23 protein-coding genes are annotated in these 26,518 nt (G+C 62.6%); 5 read left to right on the top strand and 18 right to left on the bottom strand.

Features of this window, described 5'->3' with window-relative positions:
• The first annotated feature begins 323 nt into the window (after positions 1–323).
• Entirely contained in the window at positions 324–1,796 is a 1,473-nt protein-coding gene (locus tag NPS56_RS09700; RefSeq protein ID WP_274074599.1) for a DUF1254 domain-containing protein, read from the top strand.
• 55 nt (positions 1,797–1,851) lie between these two features.
• On the opposite strand, the gene NPS56_RS09695 is transcribed toward NPS56_RS09700, so the two are convergent.
• From NPS56_RS09695 to NPS56_RS09670, 6 genes are read right to left on the bottom strand one after another with little or no spacing between them, the layout of a single operon-like run.
• Positions 1,852–2,664: a YfaP family protein gene (locus tag NPS56_RS09695; RefSeq protein WP_274074426.1), complete on the bottom strand. Its 813-nt coding sequence runs from the start codon at positions 2,662–2,664 to the stop codon at positions 1,852–1,854.
• Between the two features lie 3 nt (positions 2,665–2,667).
• Positions 2,668–4,287: a DUF2300 domain-containing protein gene (locus NPS56_RS09690; RefSeq protein WP_274074425.1), complete on the bottom strand. Its 1,620-nt coding sequence runs from the start codon at positions 4,285–4,287 to the stop codon at positions 2,668–2,670.
• A gap of 1 nt (position 4,288) precedes the next feature.
• Entirely contained in the window at positions 4,289–8,845 is a 4,557-nt protein-coding gene (locus NPS56_RS09685) for an alpha-2-macroglobulin family protein (protein WP_274074424.1), read from the bottom strand.
• Positions 8,842–9,507, bottom strand: coding sequence for a DUF1175 domain-containing protein (locus tag NPS56_RS09680; RefSeq protein WP_274074423.1), 666 nt, complete (start codon positions 9,505–9,507; stop codon positions 8,842–8,844). Before NPS56_RS09680 ends, NPS56_RS09685 begins: the two co-directional genes overlap by 4 nt.
• Positions 9,477–11,189, bottom strand: coding sequence for a DUF2138 domain-containing protein (locus NPS56_RS09675; RefSeq protein WP_274074422.1), 1,713 nt, complete (start codon positions 11,187–11,189; stop codon positions 9,477–9,479). Before NPS56_RS09675 ends, NPS56_RS09680 begins: the two co-directional genes overlap by 31 nt.
• Before the next feature lie 35 nt (positions 11,190–11,224).
• On the bottom strand, positions 11,225–12,013 hold the full coding sequence (locus NPS56_RS09670) for a YfaP family protein (protein WP_274074421.1): 789 nt from the start codon (positions 12,011–12,013) through the stop codon (positions 11,225–11,227).
• 457 nt (positions 12,014–12,470) lie between these two features.
• Here NPS56_RS09670 and NPS56_RS09665 point away from each other — a divergent pair, with 457 nt between their 5' ends.
• From NPS56_RS09665 to NPS56_RS09650, 4 genes are all read left to right on the top strand, one after another.
• The gene (locus NPS56_RS09665; protein WP_007894317.1) at positions 12,471–12,713 is read left to right on the top strand and encodes an exodeoxyribonuclease VII small subunit; all 243 of its coding nucleotides are present in this window, start codon (positions 12,471–12,473) and stop codon (positions 12,711–12,713) included.
• Positions 12,710–13,597: a (2E,6E)-farnesyl diphosphate synthase gene (ispA, locus tag NPS56_RS09660; protein WP_274074420.1), complete on the top strand. Its 888-nt coding sequence runs from the start codon at positions 12,710–12,712 to the stop codon at positions 13,595–13,597. Before NPS56_RS09665 ends, ispA begins: the two co-directional genes overlap by 4 nt.
• Positions 13,598–13,688: 91 nt before the next feature.
• A complete protein-coding gene (gene dxs / locus NPS56_RS09655) occupies positions 13,689–15,587 on the top strand; it encodes a 1-deoxy-D-xylulose-5-phosphate synthase (protein WP_274074419.1) in 1,899 nt (632 codons plus the stop codon).
• 138 nt (positions 15,588–15,725) lie between these two features.
• The gene (locus NPS56_RS09650) at positions 15,726–17,609 is read left to right on the top strand and encodes a TonB-dependent receptor domain-containing protein (RefSeq protein ID WP_274074418.1); all 1,884 of its coding nucleotides are present in this window, start codon (positions 15,726–15,728) and stop codon (positions 17,607–17,609) included.
• A gap of 138 nt (positions 17,610–17,747) precedes the next feature.
• On the opposite strand, the gene NPS56_RS09645 is transcribed toward NPS56_RS09650, so the two are convergent.
• The 12 genes from NPS56_RS09645 to nrdR form a co-directional block, all read right to left on the bottom strand.
• A complete protein-coding gene (locus NPS56_RS09645; protein ID WP_274074417.1) occupies positions 17,748–18,548 on the bottom strand; it encodes a cobalamin-binding protein in 801 nt (266 codons plus the stop codon).
• On the bottom strand, positions 18,548–18,967 hold the full coding sequence (locus NPS56_RS09640) for an MFS transporter (protein WP_274074416.1): 420 nt from the start codon (positions 18,965–18,967) through the stop codon (positions 18,548–18,550). The genes NPS56_RS09645 and NPS56_RS09640 overlap by 1 nt, the downstream gene beginning before the upstream one ends.
• Complete coding sequence (gene ribA / locus NPS56_RS09635; RefSeq protein WP_180204442.1) at positions 18,964–19,581, bottom strand: GTP cyclohydrolase II; 618 nt, start codon at positions 19,579–19,581, stop codon at positions 18,964–18,966. The genes NPS56_RS09640 and ribA overlap by 4 nt, the downstream gene beginning before the upstream one ends.
• 181 nt (positions 19,582–19,762) lie before the next feature.
• Positions 19,763–20,500, bottom strand: coding sequence for a substrate-binding periplasmic protein (locus NPS56_RS09630; RefSeq protein WP_274074415.1), 738 nt, complete (start codon positions 20,498–20,500; stop codon positions 19,763–19,765).
• 24 nt (positions 20,501–20,524) lie between these two features.
• Positions 20,525–21,028 (bottom strand): phosphatidylglycerophosphatase A family protein, encoded by a 504-nt coding sequence (locus NPS56_RS09625; protein WP_046815881.1) that lies wholly within the window; start codon positions 21,026–21,028, stop codon positions 20,525–20,527.
• Positions 21,025–21,990 carry a thiamine-phosphate kinase gene (thiL, locus tag NPS56_RS09620; RefSeq protein ID WP_274074414.1) on the bottom strand — a complete coding sequence of 322 codons (966 nt, stop codon included), beginning with the start codon at positions 21,988–21,990 and terminating at the stop codon, positions 21,025–21,027. The genes NPS56_RS09625 and thiL overlap by 4 nt, the downstream gene beginning before the upstream one ends.
• 18 nt (positions 21,991–22,008) lie before the next feature.
• Positions 22,009–22,509: a transcription antitermination factor NusB gene (gene nusB, locus NPS56_RS09615; RefSeq protein WP_008053839.1), complete on the bottom strand. Its 501-nt coding sequence runs from the start codon at positions 22,507–22,509 to the stop codon at positions 22,009–22,011.
• Entirely contained in the window at positions 22,506–22,982 is a 477-nt protein-coding gene (ribH, locus tag NPS56_RS09610) for a 6,7-dimethyl-8-ribityllumazine synthase (RefSeq protein ID WP_003228649.1), read from the bottom strand. The genes nusB and ribH overlap by 4 nt, the downstream gene beginning before the upstream one ends.
• A 91-nt stretch (positions 22,983–23,073) precedes the next feature.
• Positions 23,074–24,165: a bifunctional 3,4-dihydroxy-2-butanone-4-phosphate synthase/GTP cyclohydrolase II gene (gene ribBA, locus NPS56_RS09605; protein WP_274074413.1), complete on the bottom strand. Its 1,092-nt coding sequence runs from the start codon at positions 24,163–24,165 to the stop codon at positions 23,074–23,076.
• Between the two features lie 32 nt (positions 24,166–24,197).
• Complete coding sequence (locus NPS56_RS09600; protein ID WP_007906836.1) at positions 24,198–24,860, bottom strand: riboflavin synthase; 663 nt, start codon at positions 24,858–24,860, stop codon at positions 24,198–24,200.
• Between the two features lie 47 nt (positions 24,861–24,907).
• A complete protein-coding gene (gene ribD, locus NPS56_RS09595; RefSeq protein WP_274074412.1) occupies positions 24,908–26,041 on the bottom strand; it encodes a bifunctional diaminohydroxyphosphoribosylaminopyrimidine deaminase/5-amino-6-(5-phosphoribosylamino)uracil reductase RibD in 1,134 nt (377 codons plus the stop codon).
• Positions 26,038–26,502 carry a transcriptional regulator NrdR gene (nrdR, locus tag NPS56_RS09590; protein ID WP_003228656.1) on the bottom strand — a complete coding sequence of 155 codons (465 nt, stop codon included), beginning with the start codon at positions 26,500–26,502 and terminating at the stop codon, positions 26,038–26,040. Before nrdR ends, ribD begins: the two co-directional genes overlap by 4 nt.
• Between the last annotated feature and the right edge of the window lie 16 nt (positions 26,503–26,518).

Here is a 26,518-nt window from a genome sequence, read left to right as displayed (position 1 = left end):
TATTTAGTTTCAAACAGTTACATCAATAAAAAGCTAACCACAAGCCGGCTTTTTAATGCCCGCCAGAAAGCCGACTCGCCTGAAAAAACTCGGGATAACGCCCTCCGGGCTTTTGAATGGAAGCCGTCCCGAGTCGCCTCGAGTGAAATCCCCCCTCTCGTATGCACTGCCCAAAAATCCGAGCTATACCTCTCGCTGGCTGTCCGAAAATGCAAGATGCATTTCTGATGTCTGCATAGTGTCCGCGGACCTGATCCCCAGTTTTCTTTGCAACTGCCCATAACCTGCAGTTGCTCATAACTAACGAGGTGAAAATGAACAGGATGTCATACAGGGGCTGGACGATCGCTGCGGCAGTTGTCGTAGCGGGATCAACGCTTTTCGCGGGGTGCGCGGGCAAGAACGATCCGATTGCGCAGGCAGACAAGGCGGATGTAGCCAAGGGCGTGGCCGCGCCGAGTCTTGAGCAGACCAAGGCGATCGCCGAGGAAGGGTTTATCTACGGTTTGCCGCTGGTCATGAACTATGCGGTGATGAATGAGTTCGCGGTGGACCCCAAGTCCAGCCAGTTCAAGGCCCCCTTCAATCAACTGCACAACGAGCATCGGGTCGCGACGCCCGCCGATACCGCGGTCATTACGCCAAACAGCGACACGCCGTACTCGATACTCTGGGCCGACCTGCGCGCGGAGCCGCTGGTGATCACGGTACCCGCGGTCTCCAAAAAGCGTTACTACTCAATACAACTGATCGACGGCAACACCTATAACTATGGCTACATCGGCAGTCGGGCGACTGCCAGCGCAGCCGGCAGCTATCTGGTTGCAGGGCCTGACTGGAAGGGTGCGACACCTCCGGGCATCGACAAGGTGTTTACGTCCTCGACCCCCTTCGCGCTCACCTTGATCCGCACCCAGTTGTTCAATCCGGCCGACATGCCAAATGTCGAGAAGGTGCAGGCGGGCTACAAGATCCAGCCGCTGTCCGCCTTCCTTCATCAACCCGCGCCGCCCGCTGCGCCGAAGATCGATTTCGTACCGGCGACCACGGCAGGTATCAAGGCCAACTTCTTCGAGTACCTGTCTGCCGCGATGGAGTATGTGCCAGCATCGTCTGACGACAAGGCGATCCGGGCCAGGCTGGCAAGCATCGGGGTCGGTCCCGGCCGGAAATTTGAATTCAAGGACCTCTCGCTCGAGCACAAGGCCGCGGTCCTTCTTGGGATGAAGGCCGGTGACGAGAAGGTCGACAAGTTTCTCTCGAGCGGCTTGAAGAATATCAATGGCTGGAACGTCGGTGCGTTTTTCGGTGATCAGGCGTTCTACCAGTCCAACTGGCTCATGCGTGCCGGTGCCGCGAAGGGCGGCCTGTACGGCAACGACGCCGCCGAGGCGATGTACCCCTTCACGCGCACCGACGGCAGCGGCCAGACGCTCGATACCAGCAAGCACAATTACACGCTCACCTTCCCGGCCGGCAAGCTGCCGCCCGTCAATGCCTTCTGGTCGGTGACGATGTACGACGGCAAAAGCCAGCTGCTGATCAAGAATCCGCTCAACCGCTACCTGATCAATTCGCCGATGCTGTCAGCCATGACGAAGAACGCGGATGGCTCGCTGACCCTGTACATACAGAAGGATTCGCCGGGCAAGGCGAAGGAGCCCAACTGGCTGCCCGCACCTGACGACACGGTGTATCTGGTGATGCGTCTCTACTGGCCGAAGACCGCACCGCCTTCGATTCTTCCCGCTGGCAACGGCAGCTGGCAGCCACCGGCGCTGGTGGTCGCGAAGTAGGGTGAATGTTGCGGCTGCTTGCGCCTGGCAAGCAGCCGTTCGCGCGACTGGCGATTTACGGATAACTGAACGCCTTCACCAACGTCAACTCCCCCACCGCCCGCATCGGCACCAGAAACGTCTCCATCTTCTCGCTCGGCGTCCCTTCCTCGGTAATCACGGTCACCTGGGCCGTGGTCAGCGGCTGAACCGCATCCTCCTGCCCTTCTTCATCACTGCGATACCCACCGCCAAAGTAATTCACATACACCAGATACTGCCCCTTGATCGGCGCAGGCATGGCGAAGATTTCCGGGCCGTAGCCGGTGGTGACGTCGACGTCGAGGGCGGCGCCGTTGGCCACGGCGCGGTCGCCGTACCAGATGTGGGCGCCGTCCGGGGTGATCAGGTGCAGGTCGAGGTCGGTGCCGTCGCTGTCCCAGGCCAGCAGTACGCGCAGCTTGGCAGGAGTCGCGCCACCACTGGCGTTGAGGAACTGGGTTCGGTGGCGTTGTTGGCCGTCGGGGCTGCGGACTTCGACGCTGTTGCTGCCGTTGGGGAAGGAGAATGGTCGATCGAAGCCGCCTGATGGATCGATTTTCAGGGGCATGCTGACGCCGTTGACGATCAGCCGGCCGGGGTCGCCGTTCTTCGGCGCAGCTTTGATCTGACCAGCGATGCGCGCGGTGTTTGCCTGGCCTGTCGGGGTGTTCACCGACGATGCCGGGTAGTTGACGACCTGGCGAAAACTCTCGCCTTCACCTTCGGCTGCGCCGGTTCGCCAGCCGCCGGAGGGGGTGTCGAGTTTGACGCTGTCGGCGGCGGTTGCCGGCGATAGCACGGCGATCGCGCAGAGCAGCAGCAAGACCTGTGGATAACGATGGGTCATGGTCTATTCCAGCAAAAGGTGGCGGGCGAGCCCTTCGATGTAGGTTTCATCCTGGCCGTTGGGGTGCGCTTCGAAGGCCAGGTGCAGGTATTCGTGGGTCAGGTCGAGGCGGTCCTGCAGGGAGAGCACGCCGCGCACGTAGAGGCGCTGGCGTTCGCGGTCGACGAAGGGGCGGCCGAAGGCCAGGCGGCAGACGGCGAAGGTGCTGACTTCGTTGTAGCCGGCTTCGCCTTCCAGGCGCGGGCGCCAGCTGCGGCGCTGCTTTTGCAGCCAGTCTTGTGCGGCGGGCAGTGCTTCGCAGGAAGCCACAGGATTGTCCCAGCGGCTGAGGCTCGCGCGTGGGTAGGCGTGGAGCAGGATGGCGTCGTAACGCTGGCCGGTGTTGGCTTGTTCCACGGCTTGTTGCCAGGACAATTTGTCGAGGCCTGGCTGGTTGGAGTGGTAGGTCACCGTGCTGCCGGCGAGCACCAGGTCGCTGGTCCAGGCGGCGATGGCGCGGGTATCCGCAGTGGCCGGGCGTGGGGCGACTCGCTGGCGCTGGCTGCTGTCGTCGATGCTCAGGCAATCACCGTGGCGCGTGGCGTTTTGCAGCAGGTAGGTGCGGATGGCCACGGCCAGTGCCTTGGCGGCTTCGGCGGGTTCGGCGCTGGCCTCACGCTGCAGAACTCGGGCAACATACTCTTCGCGATCCAGTCGGGCGACCAGCTTGTCCTTGAATAAAAACAGTTCGCCGTCACTGTGGATATCCAGTTGGTTGCCGTTGACGAACTCGACGCGGTAATTGCCCTGCAATTGGCCGGAGGACACCACGCGGTCACCTGACATGACCCGCTGAAGTGGATAACGCGAGAACAGATCGACCTCGACACACTGCCCCGCCTCCGCCGGCCAGGACGTCGGCACCACCGCAGACAAGGCCTGGGCGTAGTCGCGCAGGACCCGCTGGCTGGTTCCGCGCCCTCCCGCCCAGATCGGCGTGCCATCCGCTGTCCAACCGGCGAATCCACCTTGGCGCGATGCCGCATCCCGATCCCCCAGCCAGCTCCAGGTCTTTACCCGCAAGCGGCTACCGAGCTCGCCCACGACGTTGCCATCCGCCGCGTTCAACAGCACATCCAGCAACACGCGACGCGCCTGGTCCTGCGCCGGCATCAGCGCCAGCGCGCGCAACAATTCAACCACCGACACCCGGGTGGCGGGCTGCAATGACGGCAAGTCCAGCAGCCACTGCGGTGCCTGTCGTGCCTGCCAGTATTCACGCCAGGCGCCAGGGTCAAGCGCCAGGCGCGCCGGCTCGAAATACAACCCACAGGACTTCACCAACGCCTGATCCCGCTCGACTTTGCCACCCGCAGCGCAGCAATAGACTTCCTCTTTCGACTGCCCGCGACACTCATACGCCGGCTCCCGCGCGCCGGTATCCACCAGCCAGGCGTACACAAACAGCTTCCAGACACTGCCCAGGGGCGCCTGCAGACTGTCGGCCAAGGGCTCGCGCGACAGCAGTTGCGTGTGGCTCAACGTCAGCAGTTGATCCTTGTAGGCCAGCCGTAACGGTTCCTCCTGCGCTGTGACCAGCGCGGGAATCAGACTCAGCAGCAACCAGACCCAAGGCCGATGCATGTCAGTGAACCGTCACCTGACCGAGCGCCGGTTTCTGCTCCTGGGCCTGATGCTGCGGCGCGTAGACCTGCGTGAAGCGCGCCGGCGGCAGGTTGAACTGGCCTTTCTGCGAGAAACGCACCAGGTGACGCAGGCGCAGTTCGCCGCTCAAGGCATCCACCGGAACGGCGTAGGCCATTTGTCCCGGCTCGAAACGGGCCTTCTCCAGCGCCGACGGTTCGGTCCCGGCCTTGCCCATGAGCTTGATGCCCCAAGTCGTGCGCTCGACATCCGCGCCCGGTGGCAGCGGTACTTCCAGCAGGCCATAGCGCAAGGGTCTGGCGGCTTTGCTGGTCAGGATCACTTCGTCGAGATACAGATTGTCGCTGGACAACGGCGCATGGCCGACCGGCTGCAGCTTGAAGGTGAAGGCTTCATCGCCCGGCACCAGTTGCGACAGGCGACGGGTGATGGTCACGGGCAGCGGATCGACCGCTGGCTGCTGGCTCTGGAAGCTCAATGCGGCGCTCAGTGGCCGCTCCTGCGCACCGCTCAACGACAATACGCCGGGTACCTGTGCGCCTTGCCAGGTCCAATAGACTTCACCCGTGGCGCCCTGCTCCTGCTTCCAGCCGTCGCCCGGTTTCAGGGCCACGGCCGGCGCGGCCTGTTCGATGCTGCGTTGCAACCACGTCAGTGCCAGCGCGCGTTCCAGGGTGGATTGCTGTGGCAGCAGACGTTGCAACAACGCTTGCGCGTGGGCCTGATCGAAAGGCTGCAGTGACGCATTCAACGCCTCGGCAAACGGCTCGGAGCTGTTGGCCAGGCGCTGCTGCGCGTCGGCCAGTTGCCGCTTGAACGCGTCCGGCAAAGCGACCTTCGATTGCGCGGCTAACGAGGCAGTCAAGACGCGGGCAGCGGCCAGGCCCAATGCCGAATCCGGATCCCCCATGACCAGGCTATCGCCCGCCACGTCCATGACGTTATCGGCACGCCCCTCACCTGCCTGCATCAGATCTTCCATCAAACCGCTGAGCAAGGTGTTGACCGGCAACTGCATCTGCCTGGCGAACGACAGGATCAATGCCCGTTGCAGCAGCGGAGTGCTCTTCGCCTGTTTCGCGTACACCTCCAGCACCCGCTGCCAGTGTTCCGGCGGCAGGCTCAGTTCCAGCACCCGGCTCGCGTGCCAGTCGGCGTAATAGGCGTAGGCAGTGAGAAACGCGTCTGGCTCGCCGTCCATGCCCCACCAGGTGAAGCTCGCCGAAGGACCAGCCATCTGCACCAGGCGCAGGCGGCTGTTCTGCATGATCAGACGCAAGCGATCGCGCACCTGCGGGTTAGACGACAAGGCGGGATAGGCGATGCTCAGCGGCAGCAAACCGCTGGCGGTTTGCTCGACGCTGCCATACGGGTAGCCCAGCAGGTCATCGAGGGCAGCACGGAACAGCGCTTGCGGGCTGTCATCCAGGCGCAGGCGAATATCCGTGGCATCCGCCGGCAGGCTCAGCGGCGTCTCCGCGCCAGCCACGTCCAGGCGCTGGCTTTGCGTGACTTGCCAACCTTCGCCGGTTGCGCTCAGGCGCACGGCCAGGGCATCGGCGGTTTTGCCGTCCTGTACCAGTTCGGCGCTCCACTCGCCATTGACCAACTCGAACGCTGGCAACGGCAGGTAGTTGATGCCGCTGTTGAGCGTGACAGGAACCCGTTGATCGCTGCCCGCGTAATGAATCACCAGCTCAGCCTTGAGCGGGTTTTGCGCCTGGCTGAAAGCAAACACACCGAGATCCGGTTTGTCGCCCGCGCGGAATTTGCTCGGCCCGCTCCACTTCAGGTACAGCGGTTTCTCCGAGCGTACGAACTGCTTCTTCTGCCCGACCTGGCCGTCATCGGCGATGGCCCGGGCGGTGATGCGCCAGCGGGTCAGCGAGTCCGGCATCTTGAAGGTGAACCGGGTCTTGCCGTTGGCATCGGTCACAAGCTCCGGTTGCCAGGCGGCGGTGTCGACGTCTTCGCGACGCGGCCGCTCCAGCACTTTCACCCCGCGCTCGCTGCGGTTGGCCTTGCCCGGCGCGCCGGGGCTGCCGGGCAATGCGACGTCGTAGCTGATGAACGACAGACTGGCGCTGGTGCGCACGTTGTTGCGGCGCGGATGGTAGAAGAACTGGTCGATGCTGGGGGCGATTTCCGGTTGCAAGGCATAGACCATTTCGTCGACCACACTGACCGTCAGATGCGCCGGGATCGGCTTGCCGGCGAACTGCGTGGTCAGGTCTACCGAAACGGTGTCGCCGGGTCGGTAGGTCTCTTTGTCCGTGGCGATGGCCACGTCGATCTGCGGCGTGATCACCTTGATCCCGGCGTTCTGGAAGCTGTACTGGCCGCCCTTGGTGTACAGCACCGAGAAGGTCAGGTTCGGCGCGAAGCTGTCCTTTACCACGATGCGCGCGCGGTATTGAGTGTCGCTGAGTTTTTCCAGCTTCAGCCAGTCGCTGCCCTTGGACAGCAACGCCGTGGCCTCGACCTTGTCGCGCTCCAGCGACAGCAGCGCATCGTTGATAGGCTCGGGGAAGGTGATCAACGCCAGCGCTTCGTCGCCGGCTTTGTACTCGGGTTTGTCGAGGACGATTTCCACGGTGCCCGGTACGGCTTTGACGCCCTCGCCGGTGACCGAATGACCGGTGGCGCCGAGGGTGCGGCCGTGGTCGTCCCTGAGTGTCAGGTTGTAGGTGCCGGGACGCTCGAAGGCCAGGGAGAAACCTTTGTCGGTTGCCGCGAGTTTACCTTCGCCAGTGCTCTGGTCTTCCAGGCGAACCCAGCCATAGCTGCTCGGGGTGACCACTGCACTTTGTTCGCTTTCGTTGACGTAGCTGAACGTTACCTTGTCGCCCACCGCACTGAAGCGCCGGGGTGCACTCAAGCGAAAATTCGCCGCGCCGCGATCGATGAGGATTTCCTTGGTGGTCTTGACCCGATACGCCGCGCCATCGCTGGCGAACACCGTGAGCATGTAGCGACTCGGTTTTTCCGCAGCCGGCAAATCGAGGACGGCGTTGCCCTTGGCGTCGGTGGTCAGTTCGGTGCTGGTCAGTTCCACCGGGAATTGCCCGAGGTATTGCAGCTCGTTGTCGACCATCGACAGTTGCTGGGCGCGCAGGCTCAGGCTCAGTTTGGCGTTGGCCACCGGCTTGCCATCCGGATACAGCAGCACCAGGTTGCCCTTGACCGGTTCACCGGTGCGGTAGTCCTGCTTGGCCAGGTTCAGGGAGATTTCGAAGTGCGGCTTGATGTATTCAGCCACGCGGAAGGCGCTGCTGTAGGCCTGGTCCTTGTAGTTGAAACGCAGCTCATATCCACCGGCCACGGCGTTGTCCGGCAACTGGAAACGGCCTTGAGTGCCGGCCTTGGAGTCGAGTTTCAGGTCCAGGCTTTGCAGCGCCGTACCAGTCGCATCGAGCACCGTCACATTGACGTCGGCAGCGGTTGGCTGCACCGAATCCCGGGCATTCTTGAACTCGCGCCCGACGATTTTCAGCGATACCCAATCCCCTGGCCGGTACAGCGGGCGATCGGTGAAGGCAAAGAGTTTGGTGTCGTAGATTTCGCTGTCGTAGTAGAAGTTTTCCGAAACGAAAACCCCACCCTCTTCATCCTCACCGATCACGAACGAACGTTCGGGGCTGACGTGTTTCAGGCGCAGCAAACCATCGGCGTCAGTCGCCCCGCTGCTCATCACCCCCAGGCCATCGGTCCACAGCACATTGACCTTGGGCACCGAGCTGCCCTCGTGTTTACGCGCGGCCCACACCAGCAGTTCGTCCCCGGCAATCTTGCTCACCGCCACGGTGTTGGAGACGAAGACCATGGTGGTCGCACGGTACTTGCCGATCAACGCTTCCACCAGATACAGCCCCGGTTTCAAGTGGCCCAACGGGATGTAGACGTTGCCCGGCGCGACACTGACGAATTCACTGGAAGACCCGGCGAGGTTGACGCCTTCAGGCGGCTGGATTGGTTTGGCTTGCCACAGCGGATAACGAAACTGGCTGACCACCGGCAGTCCCGGAATCAGCGCGAATTGCGGCTGCGCGTCGTAGGGCGTTGGCGCGGCCATGGCGTTGCCCATTTTCAGTTCCGGCACCTGCTCGGTGACTTGTTTACGCGACTCGTAGGAAAACGCCCGCTGCATCACCCGGCGGGATTTGCGGTACCAGTTGTCCCACAGGTAGGCGAGCGTATTCGACAAGCCTTCGCCTTTGAACTGGCCGTCACTGACCACCCGGTGCAGGTTCTTCTGGCGCTTGAGGAAATCCAGCGGCTTGTCGATGCGATACACCCGAATGTCGGCGCCGCCGTAGGGTTCCATGCGCAAGCGACGGTAGTCGCGACCCGGCGCTTCGAGGCGGACCATTGCCTGTTCGTCGCTGGCAAAACTGCTGTCGGCCAACAGGAAAAAACTCTCACCGGCCACCGGCGTGTAGCCACTGGGCTCGACGGTGTCTGCGGCGTTTGCCGTCGACAGAGGCAGCACCAATACCAACAACAGGGACAGAAAACGCAGCATGCGGGCACCGGTCATTGGGAGAGAAAATTCAGTCGATAGACGCCGATGAAGTTGGGGTTGGCTGCATCGGGTATCCATCGGGTGTCCTTCCATGTCATGAGTTGTTGCAGGCTTGCCGAGCGCATGCCGTTGTCGGTGGGGGTGGTGGTGCCGGTGTGATAGGCGATGTAGCGGCCCATCCAGATCATCAGGTGCTGGTCGTCGCCCTGATCGAAAAACATCAGGTCGCCGGGGCGTGCCTGTGCGACATCGCGGCCAACCAGTTGGCTGTTGAACTGAATCAGCTTGATCGCGTTGACGTAGGGCCCGACCTTTCCGCCGCCCTGCTGCCACTGCTGGGCGAGGCCGCGCTGGGCATCGCTCAGTTGCAACTCCGGCGGCAGGTAGCGGTTGGACAGGCCATTGCTGCGCAGCCATTTGTCATCATGGACTTTCAGCGCTTCGTTGGCGGCAAAACGCACCAGCCCTGCGCAGTCCTGCTGATACCAGCGCGGGCTCGGGCCCTGGCTCAGTTGCTCCTGGGCGATGCGCACGAACCAGGCGCGGAATATTTGGGATTGCTGTGGGTCGAGCGCCGGTGCGTCGATGGCCCGGGCGCCCGCGCTCAACAGTAATGCGAGCACGCCGAGGCTGCGGATCAGTGCGTTCACAGCGCTTTCCACTCCAGGGGCAGCCATTGCCAGTGGCCATCAGGTTCACTGCCCTCGGGCAGGGTCAGGGCGTACTTGCCGTAACCGCCGAGCTTGCGCAATTTCGGGATCAGGTAGGTTTGCGCTGCGTTGTAGAACACCGGTTCCATGTCTTGCGGCAGGCTGTCGAGGGTTTCGCGCTGCATCAGTTGGGCCATGGCGTCCGGACCGAAATACACCGGCATCAGCAGGTCCTTGGGCACCACGTCGGCCATCGGCGGGAAGCGTTTGTCGAGGGTGCCGAGGGCTTTATCCACCAGCTTGTCGTCGAGGGAAAACAGTAGCGTCGAACCGTGACGCGCCAGGCTGACTTTCATGAAGGCCTTGCCGGTGATCTGATCGGGATCGGATGCATCCTTTGCCGCATAGGGACCGAAACTGGAGCTGACCTGGCGCTGCCATTGATGACTCAGGCCTTCCTGCTTCTCGACCACCGGGAACGCATGTTCATCGACCTTGCCTTCATAAGCGCCGACCATCGAGCCGAACAGTTTGCCCAGTTCACCATCGAGGCTGGCACTGTCTTCATCCTTGAGGCTGGCTACCAGCAGCGGTGTATACAGCCGCGAATCGGCGTACCAGCACAGGCCCGCCGCACCGCCCATGTGCTCGGTCAGCGCCTGGGCGGCGGCCTCGTCGGCACCGAGCTTGAGCAGCAGCGGCTGCTGTTGTTCGGCCGCCAGCGGCAGGGTCACACAAGCGCTGGCGCCCATGGGCATGGCTTGCCAGATCGGTTTGAAATCGAAGTCCGGCTGGTTGTCCAGTTCATCCATGGCGAGGAAACTGTGCCAGCCCTTGTCGTCCATGTCGAAGCGCAATCCGGCGAAGTTCGGAATGAAACGCTGATACCCCATGGCCAGCACACTGGCATTCACCGACAGCCGCTGTTTCACCTCTGGCGCGCGGGGTTGCAGGCCGAAGGCTTCGGGAAACAGTTTGTCGCCGTTGAGCAGCGCGGCGATGGCTTGGGTCGAGACGCCGCCCGCTTCCTGCGTCGCCCCACTTTGCGGATCGTAGAGCCTGGTCGGATTCGACAGCACCACCAGCTTGTCGCCGTGGGAAGCAAACAGCAGCGCCTTGCTGGCGTTGTACGTGAGTTGATAGAGCGCCACGTCGTCGTTGCCGACTTTCACGTCCGCGAGTTTGCTCAACTGCGAATCATCCAGCGCCACTTTCGCCAGCGGCTCCAAGACCTTGGCCAGCCCGCCACGATCCATCACCAGCAGAAAATCCTTGAGCCGGCCGTCCGCCCCGCGCCACAACGCAACGTCCGCCGGTTGATCGAACAGCTGCTCGATCAGCGTGTCCTGCAACTTCAGGTCATGTTCGTAAATGATCCGCCGCAGGCTGCCAATCAGCCCGAGGCGATCGGCATGGGTCTGGTAATAGAAGACGAAATCTTCGGTCAGGGTTTCCTTGAGGAACGGCACCGCCAGCAGGTCTTTGGGCAACTGGCTCAGGGAATGGGTTTCGAGCAGGCCATCGGGGCGGCTCATGCCGAGCTTTTCAGCCGCCAGTTGCGGTGCCGGGGCTTTGTTTTTATGCATCAGCCAGCCCATGCCAGCGGCCACGCCCGCGACCAGACACAGCCCGGCCACAATGACCGGCCAACGGCGGGACGGTTTGGCGCTCGGTGTTTCAGCCGCCGGTAAAATAGTGCTATCGCTCATTTCACAAAACCCAGTTCATCCGTGGAGCGGGATGCTTAATAGTTGAAAGTCTTGACCAGCAGCAGATCCCCGATCGCGCGCAGGGGCACGATGAAGGTTTCGCGTTTTTCGTCGACGGTGTTTTCGTTGAGCACCAGGTTGATCTGCGAGGTGATGACCTCGTTCTGGTTGCTGGTCTCATCGAAGTTATAGCCGCCGCTACCGAAGTTGCCCCAATAGTTGACGTAAACCAGATAGGTGCCATGCAGCGGCGCGGTCATGGTGAACATTTCCGGGCCAGGGCCGTCGACGCCGTCCGGGTCCAGGCCGCCGCCATTGCTCATGGCCGGGCGCGCCCAGAACGCGTGCTGGCCGTCCGGGGTGACGATGTGCAGGTCGAGCTCGGCTTTCGGATCGTCCCAGCCCAGCACCACGCGAATCCGCGCCGGGGTGCGCAGGTTGTTGGCTTCATAGAACTGCACGCGTTTGAGCGACTGGCCTTCGACACTGCGCACTTCGACGCTGTTGGAACCGGCCCCGAATGCATAGGGCCGGGCAAAACGCCCCTGATCGTCGGTGTACAGGTTCAGCGGATTGCCGTTGACCGCCAAGGTATGGGGCCCGCGCTGTGCGCCGATGGCCTTGAGCTGGCCCTGGATCATCGTGCGATTGCGCTGCACACCGCGGTCGATGGGGAGCGTGGGATAGGCGACTTGCGGGTTTTCCGTACGGTCGAGCAAACCGTTGAAGCGCCAGCCGCCCACCGGCTCCGACAACTCGGCACTCGGCGCGGCCAGGGCGGGCGCACAGAACCAGCCGATCAGCAGCAAAAGAAATGAGCGCATGTAACGCCTCCTGCCATGCATGACGAAACCTTGCGCCTGATCCTCGGCGCGTTACAGATGCGGATACTGCGTTTCGTCTGAAAGACCCAGGCTCGCGGGTCGTAGATGGCGCGAAGGTTAGACGCTCAGTCCGCGCCTAACAATCGGAGAACGCTGAAAATGAGGTGCGAATCACGCCGACGGCTGGACGCTGAGCCGAATAAAGATCATATTCGGCTCACTATATGAGCCGAATAGCCTTTCTAATCGGCTCACGTCCTCAGGTTGCAGATCAATTATCCTGAAACCCTGGAGCTGCCGAAGGCTGCGATCTTTTGATCTTGCTTCTAAAAAACAAAATCAAAAGATCGCAGCCTGCGGCAGCTCCTACAGGGGGCTTGCGGTGCCGGTGTATTTGCCCATAAACCCCCTATCTGCTAGTGTCGCGCCGGTTTAACGTCAACCGGAAATCGCCGCCATGGCCCGCAAAAAAGCTGCACTGGATTTCGAACAATCCCTCGCTGACCTGCAAACGCTGGTAGAGCGCCTGGAGAATGGCGAATTATCGCTGGAAGACTCGCTGACCGCTTTCGAGCAAGGCATCGGCCTGACCCGCGATTGCCAGGCGGCGCTGGCCCAGGCCGAGCAAAAAGTTCAGGTGCTGCTCGAGCGTGACGGCGAGTTGGCCGAGGAACCCTTCGACGCGGATCAACCAGAATGATTGAAGCGTATTCGGCGACCAGCCAGGCCCGCGTCAACGCCGCCATGGAAACCCTGTTCACCGCGCCGAGCCCTGAGCTGGCGCGACTGTACGAAGCCATGCGCTACAGCGTGATGAATGGCGGCAAGCGCGTGCGCCCGCTGCTGGCCTACGCCGCCTGCGAAGCCCTGGGCGGCAAGGCCGAGCAGGCCAACGGCGCGGCCTGCGCAGTGGAACTGATCCACGCCTATTCGCTGGTACACGACGATTTGCCGGCCATGGACGACGACGATCTGCGTCGCGGCCAGCCGACTACGCACAAGAAATTCGATGAAGCCTGCGCGATCCTCGCCGGCGATGGCTTGCAGAGCCTGGCGTTCAGCGCCCTGCTCGACCCGCGCCTGAGCAATGCCGACGCCGAGATCCGCCTGCAAATGGTCAGTGCGCTGGCCCTGGCGGCGGGTCCGGCGGGCATGGTCGGCGGCCAGGCCATCGACCTTGGCTCGGTCGGCCTGAAGCTCGATCAGCAGGCGCTCGAATACATGCACCGGCACAAGACCGGCGCGCTGATCGAAGTCAGCGTCAAGCTCGGCGCCTTGGCCAGCGGTCGCGCCGAGAAGGACGAACTCAAGTCCCTGCAGACTTATGCACAGGCCATCGGCCTGGCCTTCCAGGTCCAGGACGACATTCTCGACGTCGAAAGCGATACCGAAACTCTTGGCAAACGCCAGGGCGCCGACATTGCCCGCGACAAGCCAACCTACCCAGCCCTGCTCGGCCTCGACGCCGCCAAGGCCTATGCCCTGGAACTGCGCGATCAGGCGCTGCACGCGCTGCGACCGTTTGACGCGGCTGCCGAGCCCCTGCGCGACCTCGCCCGCTACATCGTCTCGCGCCGCAGCTGACGGCGTATCCGCCAAAAAAGACCAACGCGTGGGCAGGGGCCGATGCATCAGGTAAACTGCCGCATCTTTTATACCTATAACGATTCGCCTGATGCCCACGACGTTCCATGAGATTCCCCGCAAGCGCCCGACCACGCCCCTGCTCGACCGCGCGAACACGCCGGACGGCCTGCGCCGGTTAGGCGAAGCCGAGCTGGAAACCCTGGCCGATGAGTTGCGCCTGGAATTGCTCTACACGGTCGGCCAGACCGGTGGGCATTTCGGTGCAGGCCTGGGCGTCATCGAGCTGACCATCGCGCTGCATTACGTTTTCGACACCCCGGACGACCGGCTGGTGTGGGACGTAGGTCATCAGGCTTATCCACACAAGATCCTCACCGGTCGTCGCGAGCGCATGGGCACCCTGCGCCAGAAGGACGGTATTGCCGCCTTCCCGCGCCGTTCCGAAAGCGAGTACGACACCTTTGGCGTCGGCCATTCCAGTACGTCGATCAGCGCGGCCCTGGGCATGGCGATTGCCGCCCGCCTGCAGAACAGCGAGCGCAAGGCGATTGCCGTGATCGGCGACGGCGCACTGACGGCCGGCATGGCGTTCGAAGCGCTGAACCACGCGCCGGAAGTGGACGCCAACATGCTGGTGATCCTCAACGACAATGACATGTCGATCTCGCGCAACGTCGGCGGCTTGTCGAACTACCTGGCGAAGATCCTTTCCAGTCGCACCTATGCGAGCATGCGCGAGGGCAGCAAGAAAGTGCTGTCGCGCCTGCCGGGTGCCTGGGAAATCGCCCGCCGCACCGAAGAATACGCAAAAGGCATGCTGGTGCCCGGCACCCTGTTCGAAGAGCTGGGCTGGAACTACATCGGCCCGATCGACGGCCACGACCTGCCCACCCTGATCGCCACCCTGCGCAACATGCGCGATCTCAAGGGCCCGCAGTTCCTGCACATCGTCACCAAGAAAGGCAAAGGCTTCGCCCCGGCTGAAGTCGACCCGATCGGTTACCACGCCATCACCAAGCTCGAGCCTGTCGATGCGCCGGCCAACCCGCCGAAAAAAGCCAGCGGGCCGAAGTACTCCGGCGTGTTCGGCGAATGGCTGTGCGACATGGCGGCTGCCGACCCGCGTCTGGTCGGGATCACCCCGGCGATGAAGGAAGGCTCGGACCTGGTGGCCTTCAGCGAGCGTTTCCCGCTGCGCTACTTCGACGTGGCGATTGCCGAGCAACACGCCGTGACCCTGGCGGCCGGCATGGCCTGCGAAGGCGCCAAGCCTGTGGTGGCGATCTATTCGACCTTCCTGCAACGCGGTTACGACCAGTTGGTGCACGACGTCGCAGTGCAAAACCTCGACGTCCTGTTCGCCATCGATCGTGCCGGCCTGGTCGGCGAAGACGGCCCGACCCATGCGGGCAGCTTCGACCTGTCGTTCCTGCGGTGCATCCCCGGCATGCTGGTGATGACCCCGAGCGACGAAAACGAACTGCGCAAGATGCTCACCACCGGCCACCTGTACGAAGGTCCGGCGGCCGTGCGCTATCCGCGCGGCAATGGCCCGAATGCGACCATCGAGAAAGACCTCGAGCCGATCGAAATCGGCAAGGGTGTGGTTCGCCGCCGGGGCAGCAAGGTCGCCCTGCTGGTGTTCGGCGTACAGCTGGCCGAGGCGCTGAAAGTCGCCGAGACGCTGGACGCGACCGTGGTCGACATGCGTTTCGTCAAACCGCTGGATGAAGCACTGGTTCGCGAGATTGCCGGCAGCCATGAACTGCTGGTGACCGTCGAGGAAAACGCCATCATGGGCGGCGCCGGCGGCGCGGTCAGTGAGTTCCTCGCCCGCGAGAACATCCTCAAGTCGATGCTGCACCTGGGCTTGCCGGATGTTTACGTCGAGCATGCCAAGCCGGCGCAAATGCTGGCGGAGTGCGGGCTGGATGAGGCCGGGATCGAAGCATCGATCCGCGAACGCCTGCAACTGCTGAATATTTAAACGCAAGACCCTGTGGGAGCGGGCTTGCTCGCGAAAGCGGTGAATCTGTCGATAGAAATGTTGACTGACACATGGCCTTCGCGAGCAAGCCCGCTCCCACATTTGGTTTGTGTACACCCAAGCACCAACGGATCACCGATGAAACTCTCCCCCCTCGCCCTGACGCTGACGCTTCTGCCGTCCGGACACCTGCTGGCCGACTCCTTCGAACGCGACCAGGCCCTGAAACTGCCCGACGTGCTGATCAGCGCCAACCGCCAGGTCCAGGCGCGCAACGACAGCAGCGCCGCCAACACGGTATTCACCCGCGAAGACATTGACCGACTGCAACCGAACAGCGTCACTGATCTGCTGCGCCGTGTACCGGGAGTGCAAGTGGCACAAACCGGCGGACGCGGCAGCTTGCCAGGGATCTACATCCGCGGCACGCAGTCAGCCCAGAGCCTGGTGCTGGTGGATGGCCAACGGATCGGCAACTCGTCCTCCGGCGACAGCAACCTGCAACACATCAACATCGAACAGGTCGAGCGCGTGGAAGTGCTGCGCGGCTCCCGTTCGGTGATCTACGGCAGCGATGCGATTGGCGGGGTGATCCAGATCTTCACTCGGCGTGGCAGCGAGCCCGGCCTGCAGCCACGACTGCATGTCGGTTTTGGCAGCAACCAGACCTGGGAGCGCAGCCTCGGTTTGTCCGGTGGCGATGAGCAGACCCGCTTCAACCTCGGCGCCAGCCTCGATGAAACCGCCGGGATCGATCGCACCCATGAGTCGTATCCCAGCGACGGCGATCACGACGCATACCGCAACAAATCCCTGAGCCTGAGCCTGAGTCACGCCCTCAGCGACGACGTCGAGATCGGCGCCAACCTGCTGGATAACCGTGGCAAGAGCGAATATGACAATCCGTTCGGCCGCTTCGACCTGGACACTTTCGAGTCAGTCCAGCAGCAGCCCTACAACGAATTCGATGTGAGCAGCGTCAGCAGCTATGTCGACGCACGGGTCAACGACCTGTGGAAAACCCGCGTCGAATTCGGCCATAGCGAAAACCGCGAGAAGACGTTCGACAAGCTCAGCGATGAACGTAGCGTGTTCAACACCTACCGCGATTCGGTGAACTGGCAGAACGACCTGACACTCAACGAGCACAACAGCCTGATCCTCGGCGGCGACTGGTACCAGGACCGGGTCAACAGCAGCACGCCGTTCGATGAGGACAGCCGCTGGAACCGCGCGGCCTTTATCCAGCATCGCTACCAGGCCGACAGCTTCTCCACCGAGCTGGGCCTGCGCCGCGACCAGAACCAGCAGTTCGGCGGCCATAACAGCTGGAGCGGTACCTTCACCCTGCCGCTGAACCCGGACAACGACGTGCTGCTGACCTACAGCGAAGGTTTCCGCGCTCCGACCTTCAACGACCTGTACTACCCGGACTTCAGCAACCCGGACCTGAAACCCGAGACCTCGAAAAGTTACGAGCTGCAATGGCGCAGCCAACTGACCGAGAACAGTCGCCTGGAGGCCTCGCTGTACCGCACGGACCTCGAAGACGCGATCATCTTCGGCAGCAACTCACGACCGGAAAACGTCGCCTCGGCGCGGATCAACGGCTTTGAAGCGGCGTTGAAACAGCAGTTGTTCGGCTGGCAGAGCAACCTAGGCGTGGCGATCATCGACCCGCGGGACCGCGACACCGGGCATACCCTGGCCCGTCGTGCCCGGCGTACGTTGAGCTGGGATCTGGACCGCCAGTTCGACCGCCTGGGCCTGGGCGCCAGCTGGCAAGCTGTGAGCAGCAGCTATGACGACTTGAACAATCAACAGCCATTGGGGGGTTATGGATTGTTGGGATTGCGCAGCAGTTGGGCGCTCAATCGTGAAGTCAGCCTGGAGCTGAAGGTCGATAACCTTCTGGACAAGGGATACAGCCGGGCGATGTACAGCCATGAAGGCAGCCAGTACGGGTATCGCGAGGAGGGTCGGGCGTGGATGTTTGGGGTGACCTGGACGCCTGGGCTCTGATTTGAAGTTTTTGTTGGCCAGTCTGGCCTCTTCGCGAGCAAGCCCGCTCCCACACTTGACCTCTGTCGTACACAAAATCTGTGTCCACTGAAATCCAATGTGGGAGCGGGCTTGCTCGCGAAGGGCCGCAACTCGGTCTCAGCGTTCGGGCGCTATCAACCGGCACAACTTGGCCGTAGCCTCAATCATCTGCCCACTCGGCCGCTCCAGGCCTTTATCCGTCACCCACCGCAATTGCCCCTGCCGCACCGCCGCCACCTGCGGCCACACCTTCCACGCATCCAGCTGCGCCTGATCACCGGCCAGAATCACCTCGGGATCGCGCTGCAGGACCGCTTCGACACTGACCTGCGGCGCCGGCAGTGTCTGATCGCCGAACACGTTTCGCGCCCCGCACACTTCGAGCGCCGCGCTGATGATCTGGCCACCGCCAACGGTATAGAGCGGCCGGTCCCAGACCTGATAGAACACCCGCAACGGCTCTTCGCGCCTGTAGCGTTGACGCAGCTCAGCCAAGCGTTGACGCAAATTGCCAGCCAGCGCAGCCCCATGCTCAGGCCGGCCAAGCTGCAAGGCAATCGCCTCGATCTGCGCGGTGAGCTGTTCGAAATCGTGCGGTTCGGCGACGTAGGTGGGGATGCCCAAGCGCTTGAGTTGCTCACGCTGTGCCGGGCCGACACTGCCGGGCCAGAGCAGCAGCAAGTCGGGCTTGAGGCTGAGCAGCCGCTCCATGTCCAGCTGGCCGTAGCGGCCAACGGAGGGCAGATCCTTGAGTTCGGCGGGACGCTCGCCGGCATCCAGCACGCCAACCAGCAAGTCGGCCGAAGCCAGCTCAACGACAATTTCAGAGAGCGACGGCGCAAGGCTGACAACCCGTTCGACCGCGACTGCCGAGCCACTGGCGGCCAGCAGCAACACCGCCAGCCAAACAGGACGCATCAACCGAGCTGACGCGGAATACGGTAGAGGTAGAACAGCACGGCAGTCGACAGCGCCAGCAGCATCAGCGGCACCGCTTCGAGGCCGACAAACACCGCCAATGCACCGATCCACGCCGGCAGGCCTGCTGCCAGGAACGCCGTGCGCCGCTTGGCCGCCAGACTGATCCAGGCGCCAGGCTCTTCAGGGGTGTCGAGGGCTTTCTGAGTGGCGATCAGCGCATGTTTGTAGCCGCCAAAGAACTTCAGGCTGACAAACATCGAGGCGACACCAGCGATGAACAAGGGCATCGCCAGCACCGGCAGGATGGCCTCACCCTGGCCAAACACGGCGTTGATCACGAACAGCGGCAACAAGGCCAACGCCAGGTATTGCCACCAGTTGACGGACAGTCGCCGCCGCACCTGGCCGCGGGTCACGCCCGGCCTACCTCGCCCTGATGTTCGTTGCCCATCATGTGGTCGAGTTTGCTGGCCTTGGTCGCCAGGTAGAGTTTGTTGTGCGGATTGTGCCCGGTGTGCAGCGGCACGCGCTCGGCGACCGCGATGCCCATGTCGGTCAAGGCTTTGACCTTGCGCGGGTTGTTGGTCATCAGGCGCAGGGATTTCACCCCCAAGTGCTCAAGCATCGGCAGGCACATGGCGTAGTCACGCTGGTCGGCGGCAAAGCCCAGGCGCTCGTTGGCTTCAACGGTGTCGGCACCGCCGTCCTGCAGCTCATAGGCGCGGATCTTGTTCAGCAGGCCAATGCCACGGCCTTCCTGACGCAAGTACAGCAACACGCCCCGACCTTCACGGGCGATGGCCTGCAGCGCGGCCTCAAGTTGCGAGCCGCAGTCGCAACGCTGGCTGAACAGGGCATCGCCGGTCAGGCATTCGGAGTGCAGCCGGCCGAGTACCGGGGCACCGTCGGCGATCTCACCCAGGCTCAGCACGACGTGCTCGCGGCCGGTGGCCTCATCGAGAAAGCCGTGCATGATGAATTGCGCAAAAGGCGTTGGCAGCTTGGAAGCGGCGACAAAAACGACAGGCACCGGTGTGCTCCTGATCTAAAAGTCTGAAGATTCGCAGGCCGGCATTGTAACAGCAGGTTCCAACCGACGCTTAGGCTGAATTATCGGCCATAACAATCAAAAAGTTTGATCTCTGTAGGAGCTGCCGCAGGCTGCGACCTTTTGATTTTAAAAGATCGCAGCCTGCGGCAGCTCCTACAGGTTAGTTCTCATCGAACGGATAGGGTTGCTTCCAGCGCTCGAAGATCGGTTTGAGCTCACCGCTTTTCACCAATTGCGCCATGCGCTGGTCGAACAGTTCCATCAGGCTGCGGGCCGCCGGGGTCTTGGCAAAGCACAGGTACAACGGCAATTCGGCAATATGCGTGCGGCGGAACTGGGAAGGATCCTTCGCCCGACTGAGCACCCAATCGACTTCAGTTAGAGCATCTATGTAGAAGTCGGCGCGGTTCTGCGTCAGCATCGAAACGATGCCGGTACGCCGCAACACTTCGTTGTAGCGGCGGATATTGGGCAGATAATCCTGAAAATCGTAGCCACGCACCCACGCCAGGCGGTAATTACCCAGGGTTTGCGGGGTTGGTTGCGGGCTGCTGGCCAAGCCCAGGGCATAGATATGGTCGGTATCGAAGTTCCAGCGCGGATAAAGCACGTCGCTGGATTCTTCATGGTAGGAGCCGACACAGGCGTCGACCTCACCGCGCTCGGCCAGCCCCATCGAGCGCACATAGGGTTCGCTGCGGATGTCCAGCTTGACCCCCGCTGGCTCGAAGACTTTGCGCAACACGTCCCAGCCCAGGCCGTGGCCGTCGGCAGCGGTGTAGTCTTCCCAGTCTTCGCTGGCCAGATGAATCACCGATGGCGGGGTGGATGCCTCCTGCGCCTGGGCAAGTGCACCGAACACCATAAACACCATCGCTACCAACCAGCGTCGAGCCATCCCTAGTTCTCCCTAATTAATCCCTCAGGCGAAAATCCATACCAGCCCCTGCATCGCCAACCAGGCAAACACCCCGGCCAATACATCGTCGAGCATGATGCCGACGCCTCCATGCACATGCCGGTCAACCCAGTGAATCGGCCACGGCTTGAGGATATCGAAGAAGCGGAACACCAGGAACCCCGCCAACAGCCACTGCCAGCCTTCCGGCACCAGCCACAGGGTGATCCACATTCCGACCATCTCGTCCCAGACGATGCCTTCGTGGTCGTGTACCCGCAAATCATCGGCCACCTTGCCGCACAGCCAGAAGCCGAACAGCATGGTGATGCCCAGCATCAGCCAGTAACCCCAGTCGGGCAACATCTGCCATAACGGGATAAAGGGTAGCGCAACCAGCGATCCCCAGGTGCCTGGAGCCTTTGGCAAGGTGCCCGAGCCGAAACCGAACGCCAGGAAATGCCAGGGATTGCGCCAGACCGAGGGCGGTACGAATTCCGCCGGGACCTGTTTGGGATGATCTGTCACGGTGTCTCCCGAAAATGTTGATAGCCCCGGGTTTGCGGGGTGATGTCATGCCCATCGGTATCGATCAGCGTCACGCCCTGCCCCGCCACGATCCGCCCGATCACATGGATCGGCCAGCCGTCGGCCACCAGTGGCGGCAACTCGACGGACGGTATGGTGAAGACCAATACGTAATCGTCGCCACCACTCAGGGCTGCGTCCTGCGCGCCCGGCTGGCCGAGGAAGGCCACCAGTGCTTTGGACAGCGGCAAGCGATCCCGTTCGAGCAGCACCCCGACTTTCGAAGCCAGGGCAATGTGTCCGCAATCGGCGAGCAAACCGTCGGAGATATCCATGGCTGAAGTGGCCTTGCCGCGCAACGCCTGCCCCAGGCCAAGCTGCGGTTGCGGCGACCAGTAATGCGCCAGCAACGGCGCGGCGATGGCGGCTTCAGCGTCGCGCTCGCCGAGCACCAGCGGCAAGGCGCCAGCGGCATTGCCCAGCTCGCCGCCGACACACAGCAAGTCGCCAGGCCGCGCACCGCTGCGGGTCAAGGCCAGGCCACCCGGCACCCGACCGAACACGGTCATGGTCAGGCTCAACGGCCCGCGGGTGGTGTCGCCGCCCACCAGCGCCACGCCGCAGCTCTGCGCCATGAGGTTCAAACCACGGGCGTAGGCCTGCAGCCAATCGGCGGTCACCGTCGGCAAGGTCAGGGCAAGGGTAAAGGCAATGGGGGTGGCGCCCATGGCGGCCAGGTCGCTGACCGCTACGGCCAGCGAGCGCTGACCGAGCAGAAACGGATCGCAGGGGTCGGCGAAATGCACACCGGCCACCAGCGTATCGGTAGAAATCGCCAACTGCTCCCCGGGAGGCACAGCCAGCAAGGCGCAGTCGTCGCCAATCCCCAGGGCAACGCCTTCGCCGCCCTGCGCACAAGGCGCGGCGGCGAAGAAATTGCGGATCAGCTCAAACTCACCCATTGCTGAATCAAGCGCCAATCAGCGCTTGAACGCCTTCACTTCAGCTTCCCGCAGACGTGGGGCCAGCTTGTCGAGCACACCGTTGACGAACTTGTGCCCATCGGTGGAACCGAAGACCTTGGCCAGTTCGATACCCTCGTTGATCACAACGCGGTACGGCACGTCGACACGCTTGAGCAGCTCCCAGGTGGACAGGCGCAGAACCGCCAGTTCAACCGGGTCCAGCTCTTCGATGGTCAAGTCCAGGCAAGGCGTGAGCGCCGTGTCGATTTCGGTCTTGAACTGCGGCACCCCGTGGAGGATCTCGCGGAAGTAGGCACCATCGACATCGGTGAAATCGTTATCGACCCGGAACTGCGCTTCGATCTCGTTCAGCGACTGCTTGGCCATGTGCCATTGGTACAGCGCCTGGGTCGCGAGCTGACGGGCTTCGCGACGCTTGACGCTTTTCGATGGCTTGCCAGCATCCGCAGGTTTTGGATCGCGCGGGTTGAAACGATCGCTTTCGTCGCTAATCACTTGGCCTCCAACTGCGCCAGCAGGCTGACCATTTCCAGAGCGGACAGGGCAGCTTCGGCACCTTTGTTACCGGCCTTGGTGCCGGAACGTTCAATGGCTTGCTCGATGGAATCAACGGTCAGCACGCCGAAAGCGACCGGAACGCCGAACTCCATGGACACCTGGGCCAGGCCCTTGGTGCACTCGCCAGCCACGTATTCGAAGTGCGGAGTACCGCCACGAATGACCGCGCCCAGTGCGATGATTGCCGCGAACTCGCCCTTCTGAGCGACTTTCTGCGCAACCAGCGGGATTTCGAAGGCGCCAGGAGCGCGGATGATGGTGATGTCGCTTTCGCTTACGCCATGGCGAACCAGGGCATCAACAGCACCGCTGACCAGGCTTTCAACGACGAAGCTGTTGAAACGGCCCACTACCAGAGCATAGCGGCCTTTAGGGGCGATGAAGGTACCTTCGATGGTCTTCAGGGTCATTCGTTAGATCTCTTAAAGAGCCGGGACGCGTCTCGTACGCATCCCTCAGTGATATTTGAACCGCGAATACAGGGCCGGATACGACCGGTCATTATTCGGAGGGCACGTATTCTACAACTTCCAGATCGAAACCGGATATCGCATTAAATTTCATCGGCGCCGACATCAGGCGCATTTTACGAACGCCCAGGTCGCGCAGGATCTGCGAACCGGCACCCACGGTGCTGTAGGTGGTCGGTTTTTTCACCGCCGCGTGGTCGGCAGTTTCGCGGATATGCGCCAGCAACACGTCGCCATCGAGCGGGTGGCCGAGCAACAGCACCACGCCACTGCCGGCCTCGGCAACGGCGGACATGGCGGCGCGCAGGCTCCAGCGGCCCGGTTGCTTGACCATCAGCAGGTCGCGCAGCGGGTCCATGTTGTGCACGCGCACCAGGGTAGGTTCTTCGGCGCACACGTTGCCCAGGGTCAGGGCCATGTGCACGTCGCCTTCCACGGAATCACGATAGGTCACCAGGTTGAATTGGCCCAGTTCGCTGTCCAGAGGCTGCTCGGCAATCCGCTGAACGGTACGTTCGTGGATCATCCGGTAGTGAATCAGGTCGGCGATGGTGCCGATCTTGATGTTGTGCTCGGCGGCAAAGGCTTCCAGCTCGGCGCGACGGGACATGGTGCCGTCGTCGTTCATCACTTCGCAGATCACCCCGCTCGGCTCGAAACCGGCCATGCGCGCCAGGTCGCACGCCGCTTCGGTGTGGCCGGCGCGGGCCAGGGTGCCGCCGGCCTGGGCCATCAGCGGGAAGATGTGGCCTGGGCTGACGATGTCTTCAGCCTTGGCATCACGGGCGGCAGCCGCTTGCACGGTGCGCGCACGGTCGGCGGCGGAGATGCCGGTGGTGACGCCGGTGGCCGCTTCGATCGAGACGGTGAACTTGGTGCCGAAGCCGGAGCCGTTGCGCGGCGCCATCAGCGGCAGCTTGAGCAGCTCGCAGCGCTCGCGGCTCATCGGCATGCAGATCAGGCCACGGGCGTGCTTGGCCATGAAGTTGATGTGCTCGGCCTGGCAGCACTCGGCGGCCATGATCAGGTCGCCTTCGTTCTCGCGGTCTTCGTCATCCATGAGGATGACCATCTTGCCTTGGCGGATGTCTTCAACCAGTTCTTCGATGCTATTGAGCGCCACAAGGCACCCCCCTTCTTTCGAAATTTTGAGCTTCAGGATTTGAGGTAGCCGTTGGCGGCCAGAAAGCTTTCGGTAATGTTACTGGAGGTTGGCTCTGCGGCCTTGTCGCCCAACAGCAGGCGCTCCAGATAACGCGCCAGCAAATCCACTTCCAGGTTCACCCGGCGACCTGGCTGGTACGACGCCATGATGGTTTCGCTCAGGGTGTGCGGAATGATGGTCAGCAGGAACTCGGCGCCATCGACCGCGTTCACGGTCAGGCTGGTGCCGTCGACGGTGATCGAGCCTTTATGGGCGATGTACTTGGCCAGGTCCTTCGGCGCGCGGATGCGGAATTCCACGGCCCGCGCGTTCTCGGTACGGGCAACCACTTCGCCCACGCCGTCGACGTGACCGCTGACCAGGTGCCCGCCGAGGCGAGTGGTCGGGGTCAGGGCTTTTTCCAGATTGACCGGGCTGCCGCTTTTCAGGTCGTTCATGGCGGTGCAGTCGAGGGTTTCACGGCTGACGTCAGCCGCGAAGCCGTTGCCCGGCAGTTCAACCGCCGTCAGGCACACGCCGTTGACCGCGATGCTGTCGCCCAGCTTGACGTCGCTCAGGTCGAGCTTGCCGGTTTCGACGTGGACCCGCACATCTCCACCTTTAGGGGTCAATGCACGAATACTGCCGATGGATTCGATAATGCCGGTAAACATGGAGTCCTCCTCGAGAACAGGGCCAGCGCTATAACGATGGCCGGGAATTATACGCTGGCGACTGGCAAAGGAATGGCAGTGACCCGCCAGTCATCGCCAACCGCGCGAATTTCGGTGATTTTGAGCTCGGGCGCATCCTTCATTTGCGCGAGCGGCCAATCCAGCAACGGCCGCGCCGAAGAACCCAGGAACTTGCCGGCGATGAAAATCTGGAACTCGTCCACTAGACCGAGTTGGGCAAAGGCACCCGCCAGCCGTGGTCCGGCCTCGACCAACACTTCATTGACCTGACGGTTGGCGAGTTCGACCAGCAACTGACGAAGATCGACCTGCCCATCGTAACCCGGCACGATCAGGCACTCCGGGCCGTTGGCGTATTGTTCTTCCACTGCCACGCAGGTAGCGACCAGCGCGGGACCTGCCTTGAAGAATGGCGCATCCAGCGGCACCCGCAGGCGGCCATCGACCAACACACGCAGCGGCGGACGGCTCATGGCCAACGCGGTTTGCCCGGCGTCCAGGCCTAACTCATCTGCACGCACGGTCAGGCGGGCGTTGTCCGCCAGCACGGTGTCGGCTCCGGTCAGCACCACGCTGGCCTGGGCACGCAGGCGTTGCACCGCCGAACGCGCCGCAGGGCCGGTGATCCATTGGCTTTCGCCGCTTTCCATCGCCGTGCGACCGTCCAGGCTCATGGCCAGCTTGACCCGCACGAACGGCAAGCCATGCTCCATGCGCTTAAGGAAGCCTTGATTGAGCTTGCGCGCCTCGCCTTCCAGCACGCCGCTTTCGGTGGCGATGCCGGCCTGCTCCAGGCGCTGCAGACCACGACCGGCCACTTCCGGGTTCGGGTCCTGCATCGCCGCCACGACCCGCGCCACACCGGCGTTAACCAACGCATCGGCGCACGGTGGCGTGCGCCCGTGGTGACTGCAGGGTTCGAGGGTCACGTAAGCGGTCGCGCCCCGGGCCAGCTCACCGGCGGCGCGCAGGGCGTGGACTTCGGCGTGGGGTTCCCCGGCGCGCTCGTGCCAGCCTTCGCCGACGATCTGCCCGCCGCGCACGATCACGCAGCCGACTCGCGGGTTGGGGTGGGTCGTGTAATGACCTTTGCGCGCCAGTTCCAAAGCACGGGCCATGTAATGGGCGTCGAGGACGGCAAGCTCTGCTGACGTGGTCATTCTTTCACCGGTTCCCGGGCCAGGCGATCGATCTCTTCGCGGAACTCATTGAGGTCCTGGAAGCGGCGATACACCGAAGCGAAGCGGATGTAGGCGACTTCGTCGAGCTTTTGCAGCTCGGCCATCACCAGCTCACCGACCACGAGGGACTTGACCTCGCGCTCGCCGGTGGCGCGCAGTTTGTGTTTGATGTGCACCAGCGACGACTCGAGGCGCTCGACACTCACCGGGCGCTTTTCCAGCGCCCGCTGCATGCCGGCGCGGAGTTTTTCTTCGTCGAACGGCTGGCGACTGCCGTCGGTTTTGATCAGGCGCGGCAACACCAGTTCAGCGGTTTCGAACGTCGTGAAACGTTCGCCGCAGGCCAGGCATTCACGCCGGCGGCGCACCTGTTCGCCCTCGGCGACCAGACGCGAGTCGATGACCTTGGTGTCGTTGGCACCGCAGAAGGGACAGTGCATGGTGGCAGGCAACAAA

This window comes from Pseudomonas putida (assembly GCF_028682635.1).
Classification (GTDB): Bacteria; Pseudomonadota; Gammaproteobacteria; order Pseudomonadales; family Pseudomonadaceae; genus Aquipseudomonas; species Aquipseudomonas putida_AE.
Note: the sequence above shows the minus strand (reverse complement) of the source record. Positions and strands in the feature narration are given on the sequence as shown.

What these genes read in the sequence shown, in the direction of transcription:
- NPS56_RS09630 (WP_274074415.1), bottom strand. Translation starts at nt 20,500, where the DNA reads ATGGCTCGACGCTGGTTGGTAGCGATGGTGTTTATGGTGTTCGGTGCA.
- NPS56_RS09680 (WP_274074423.1), bottom strand. Translation starts at nt 9,507, where the DNA reads ATGGCTGCCCCTGGAGTGGAAAGCGCTGTGAACGCACTGATCCGCAGC.
- nrdR (WP_003228656.1), bottom strand. Translation starts at nt 26,502, where the DNA reads ATGCACTGTCCCTTCTGCGGTGCCAACGACACCAAGGTCATCGACTCG.
- dxs (WP_274074419.1), top strand. Translation starts at nt 13,689, where the DNA reads ATGCCCACGACGTTCCATGAGATTCCCCGCAAGCGCCCGACCACGCCC.
- NPS56_RS09665 (WP_007894317.1), top strand. Translation starts at nt 12,471, where the DNA reads ATGGCCCGCAAAAAAGCTGCACTGGATTTCGAACAATCCCTCGCTGAC.
- NPS56_RS09645 (WP_274074417.1), bottom strand. Translation starts at nt 18,548, where the DNA reads ATGCGTCCTGTTTGGCTGGCGGTGTTGCTGCTGGCCGCCAGTGGCTCG.
- NPS56_RS09695 (WP_274074426.1), bottom strand. Translation starts at nt 2,664, where the DNA reads ATGACCCATCGTTATCCACAGGTCTTGCTGCTGCTCTGCGCGATCGCC.
- NPS56_RS09600 (WP_007906836.1), bottom strand. Translation starts at nt 24,860, where the DNA reads ATGTTTACCGGCATTATCGAATCCATCGGCAGTATTCGTGCATTGACC.
- thiL (WP_274074414.1), bottom strand. Translation starts at nt 21,990, where the DNA reads ATGGGTGAGTTTGAGCTGATCCGCAATTTCTTCGCCGCCGCGCCTTGT.
- NPS56_RS09675 (WP_274074422.1), bottom strand. Translation starts at nt 11,189, where the DNA reads ATGAGCGATAGCACTATTTTACCGGCGGCTGAAACACCGAGCGCCAAA.
- NPS56_RS09700 (WP_274074599.1), top strand. Translation starts at nt 324, where the DNA reads ATGTCATACAGGGGCTGGACGATCGCTGCGGCAGTTGTCGTAGCGGGA.
- ribH (WP_003228649.1), bottom strand. Translation starts at nt 22,982, where the DNA reads ATGACCCTGAAGACCATCGAAGGTACCTTCATCGCCCCTAAAGGCCGC.
- NPS56_RS09670 (WP_274074421.1), bottom strand. Translation starts at nt 12,013, where the DNA reads ATGCGCTCATTTCTTTTGCTGCTGATCGGCTGGTTCTGTGCGCCCGCC.
- NPS56_RS09690 (WP_274074425.1), bottom strand. Translation starts at nt 4,287, where the DNA reads ATGCATCGGCCTTGGGTCTGGTTGCTGCTGAGTCTGATTCCCGCGCTG.
- ispA (WP_274074420.1), top strand. Translation starts at nt 12,710, where the DNA reads ATGATTGAAGCGTATTCGGCGACCAGCCAGGCCCGCGTCAACGCCGCC.
- NPS56_RS09685 (WP_274074424.1), bottom strand. Translation starts at nt 8,845, where the DNA reads ATGACCGGTGCCCGCATGCTGCGTTTTCTGTCCCTGTTGTTGGTATTG.
- ribD (WP_274074412.1), bottom strand. Translation starts at nt 26,041, where the DNA reads ATGACCACGTCAGCAGAGCTTGCCGTCCTCGACGCCCATTACATGGCC.
- NPS56_RS09650 (WP_274074418.1), top strand. Translation starts at nt 15,726, where the DNA reads ATGAAACTCTCCCCCCTCGCCCTGACGCTGACGCTTCTGCCGTCCGGA.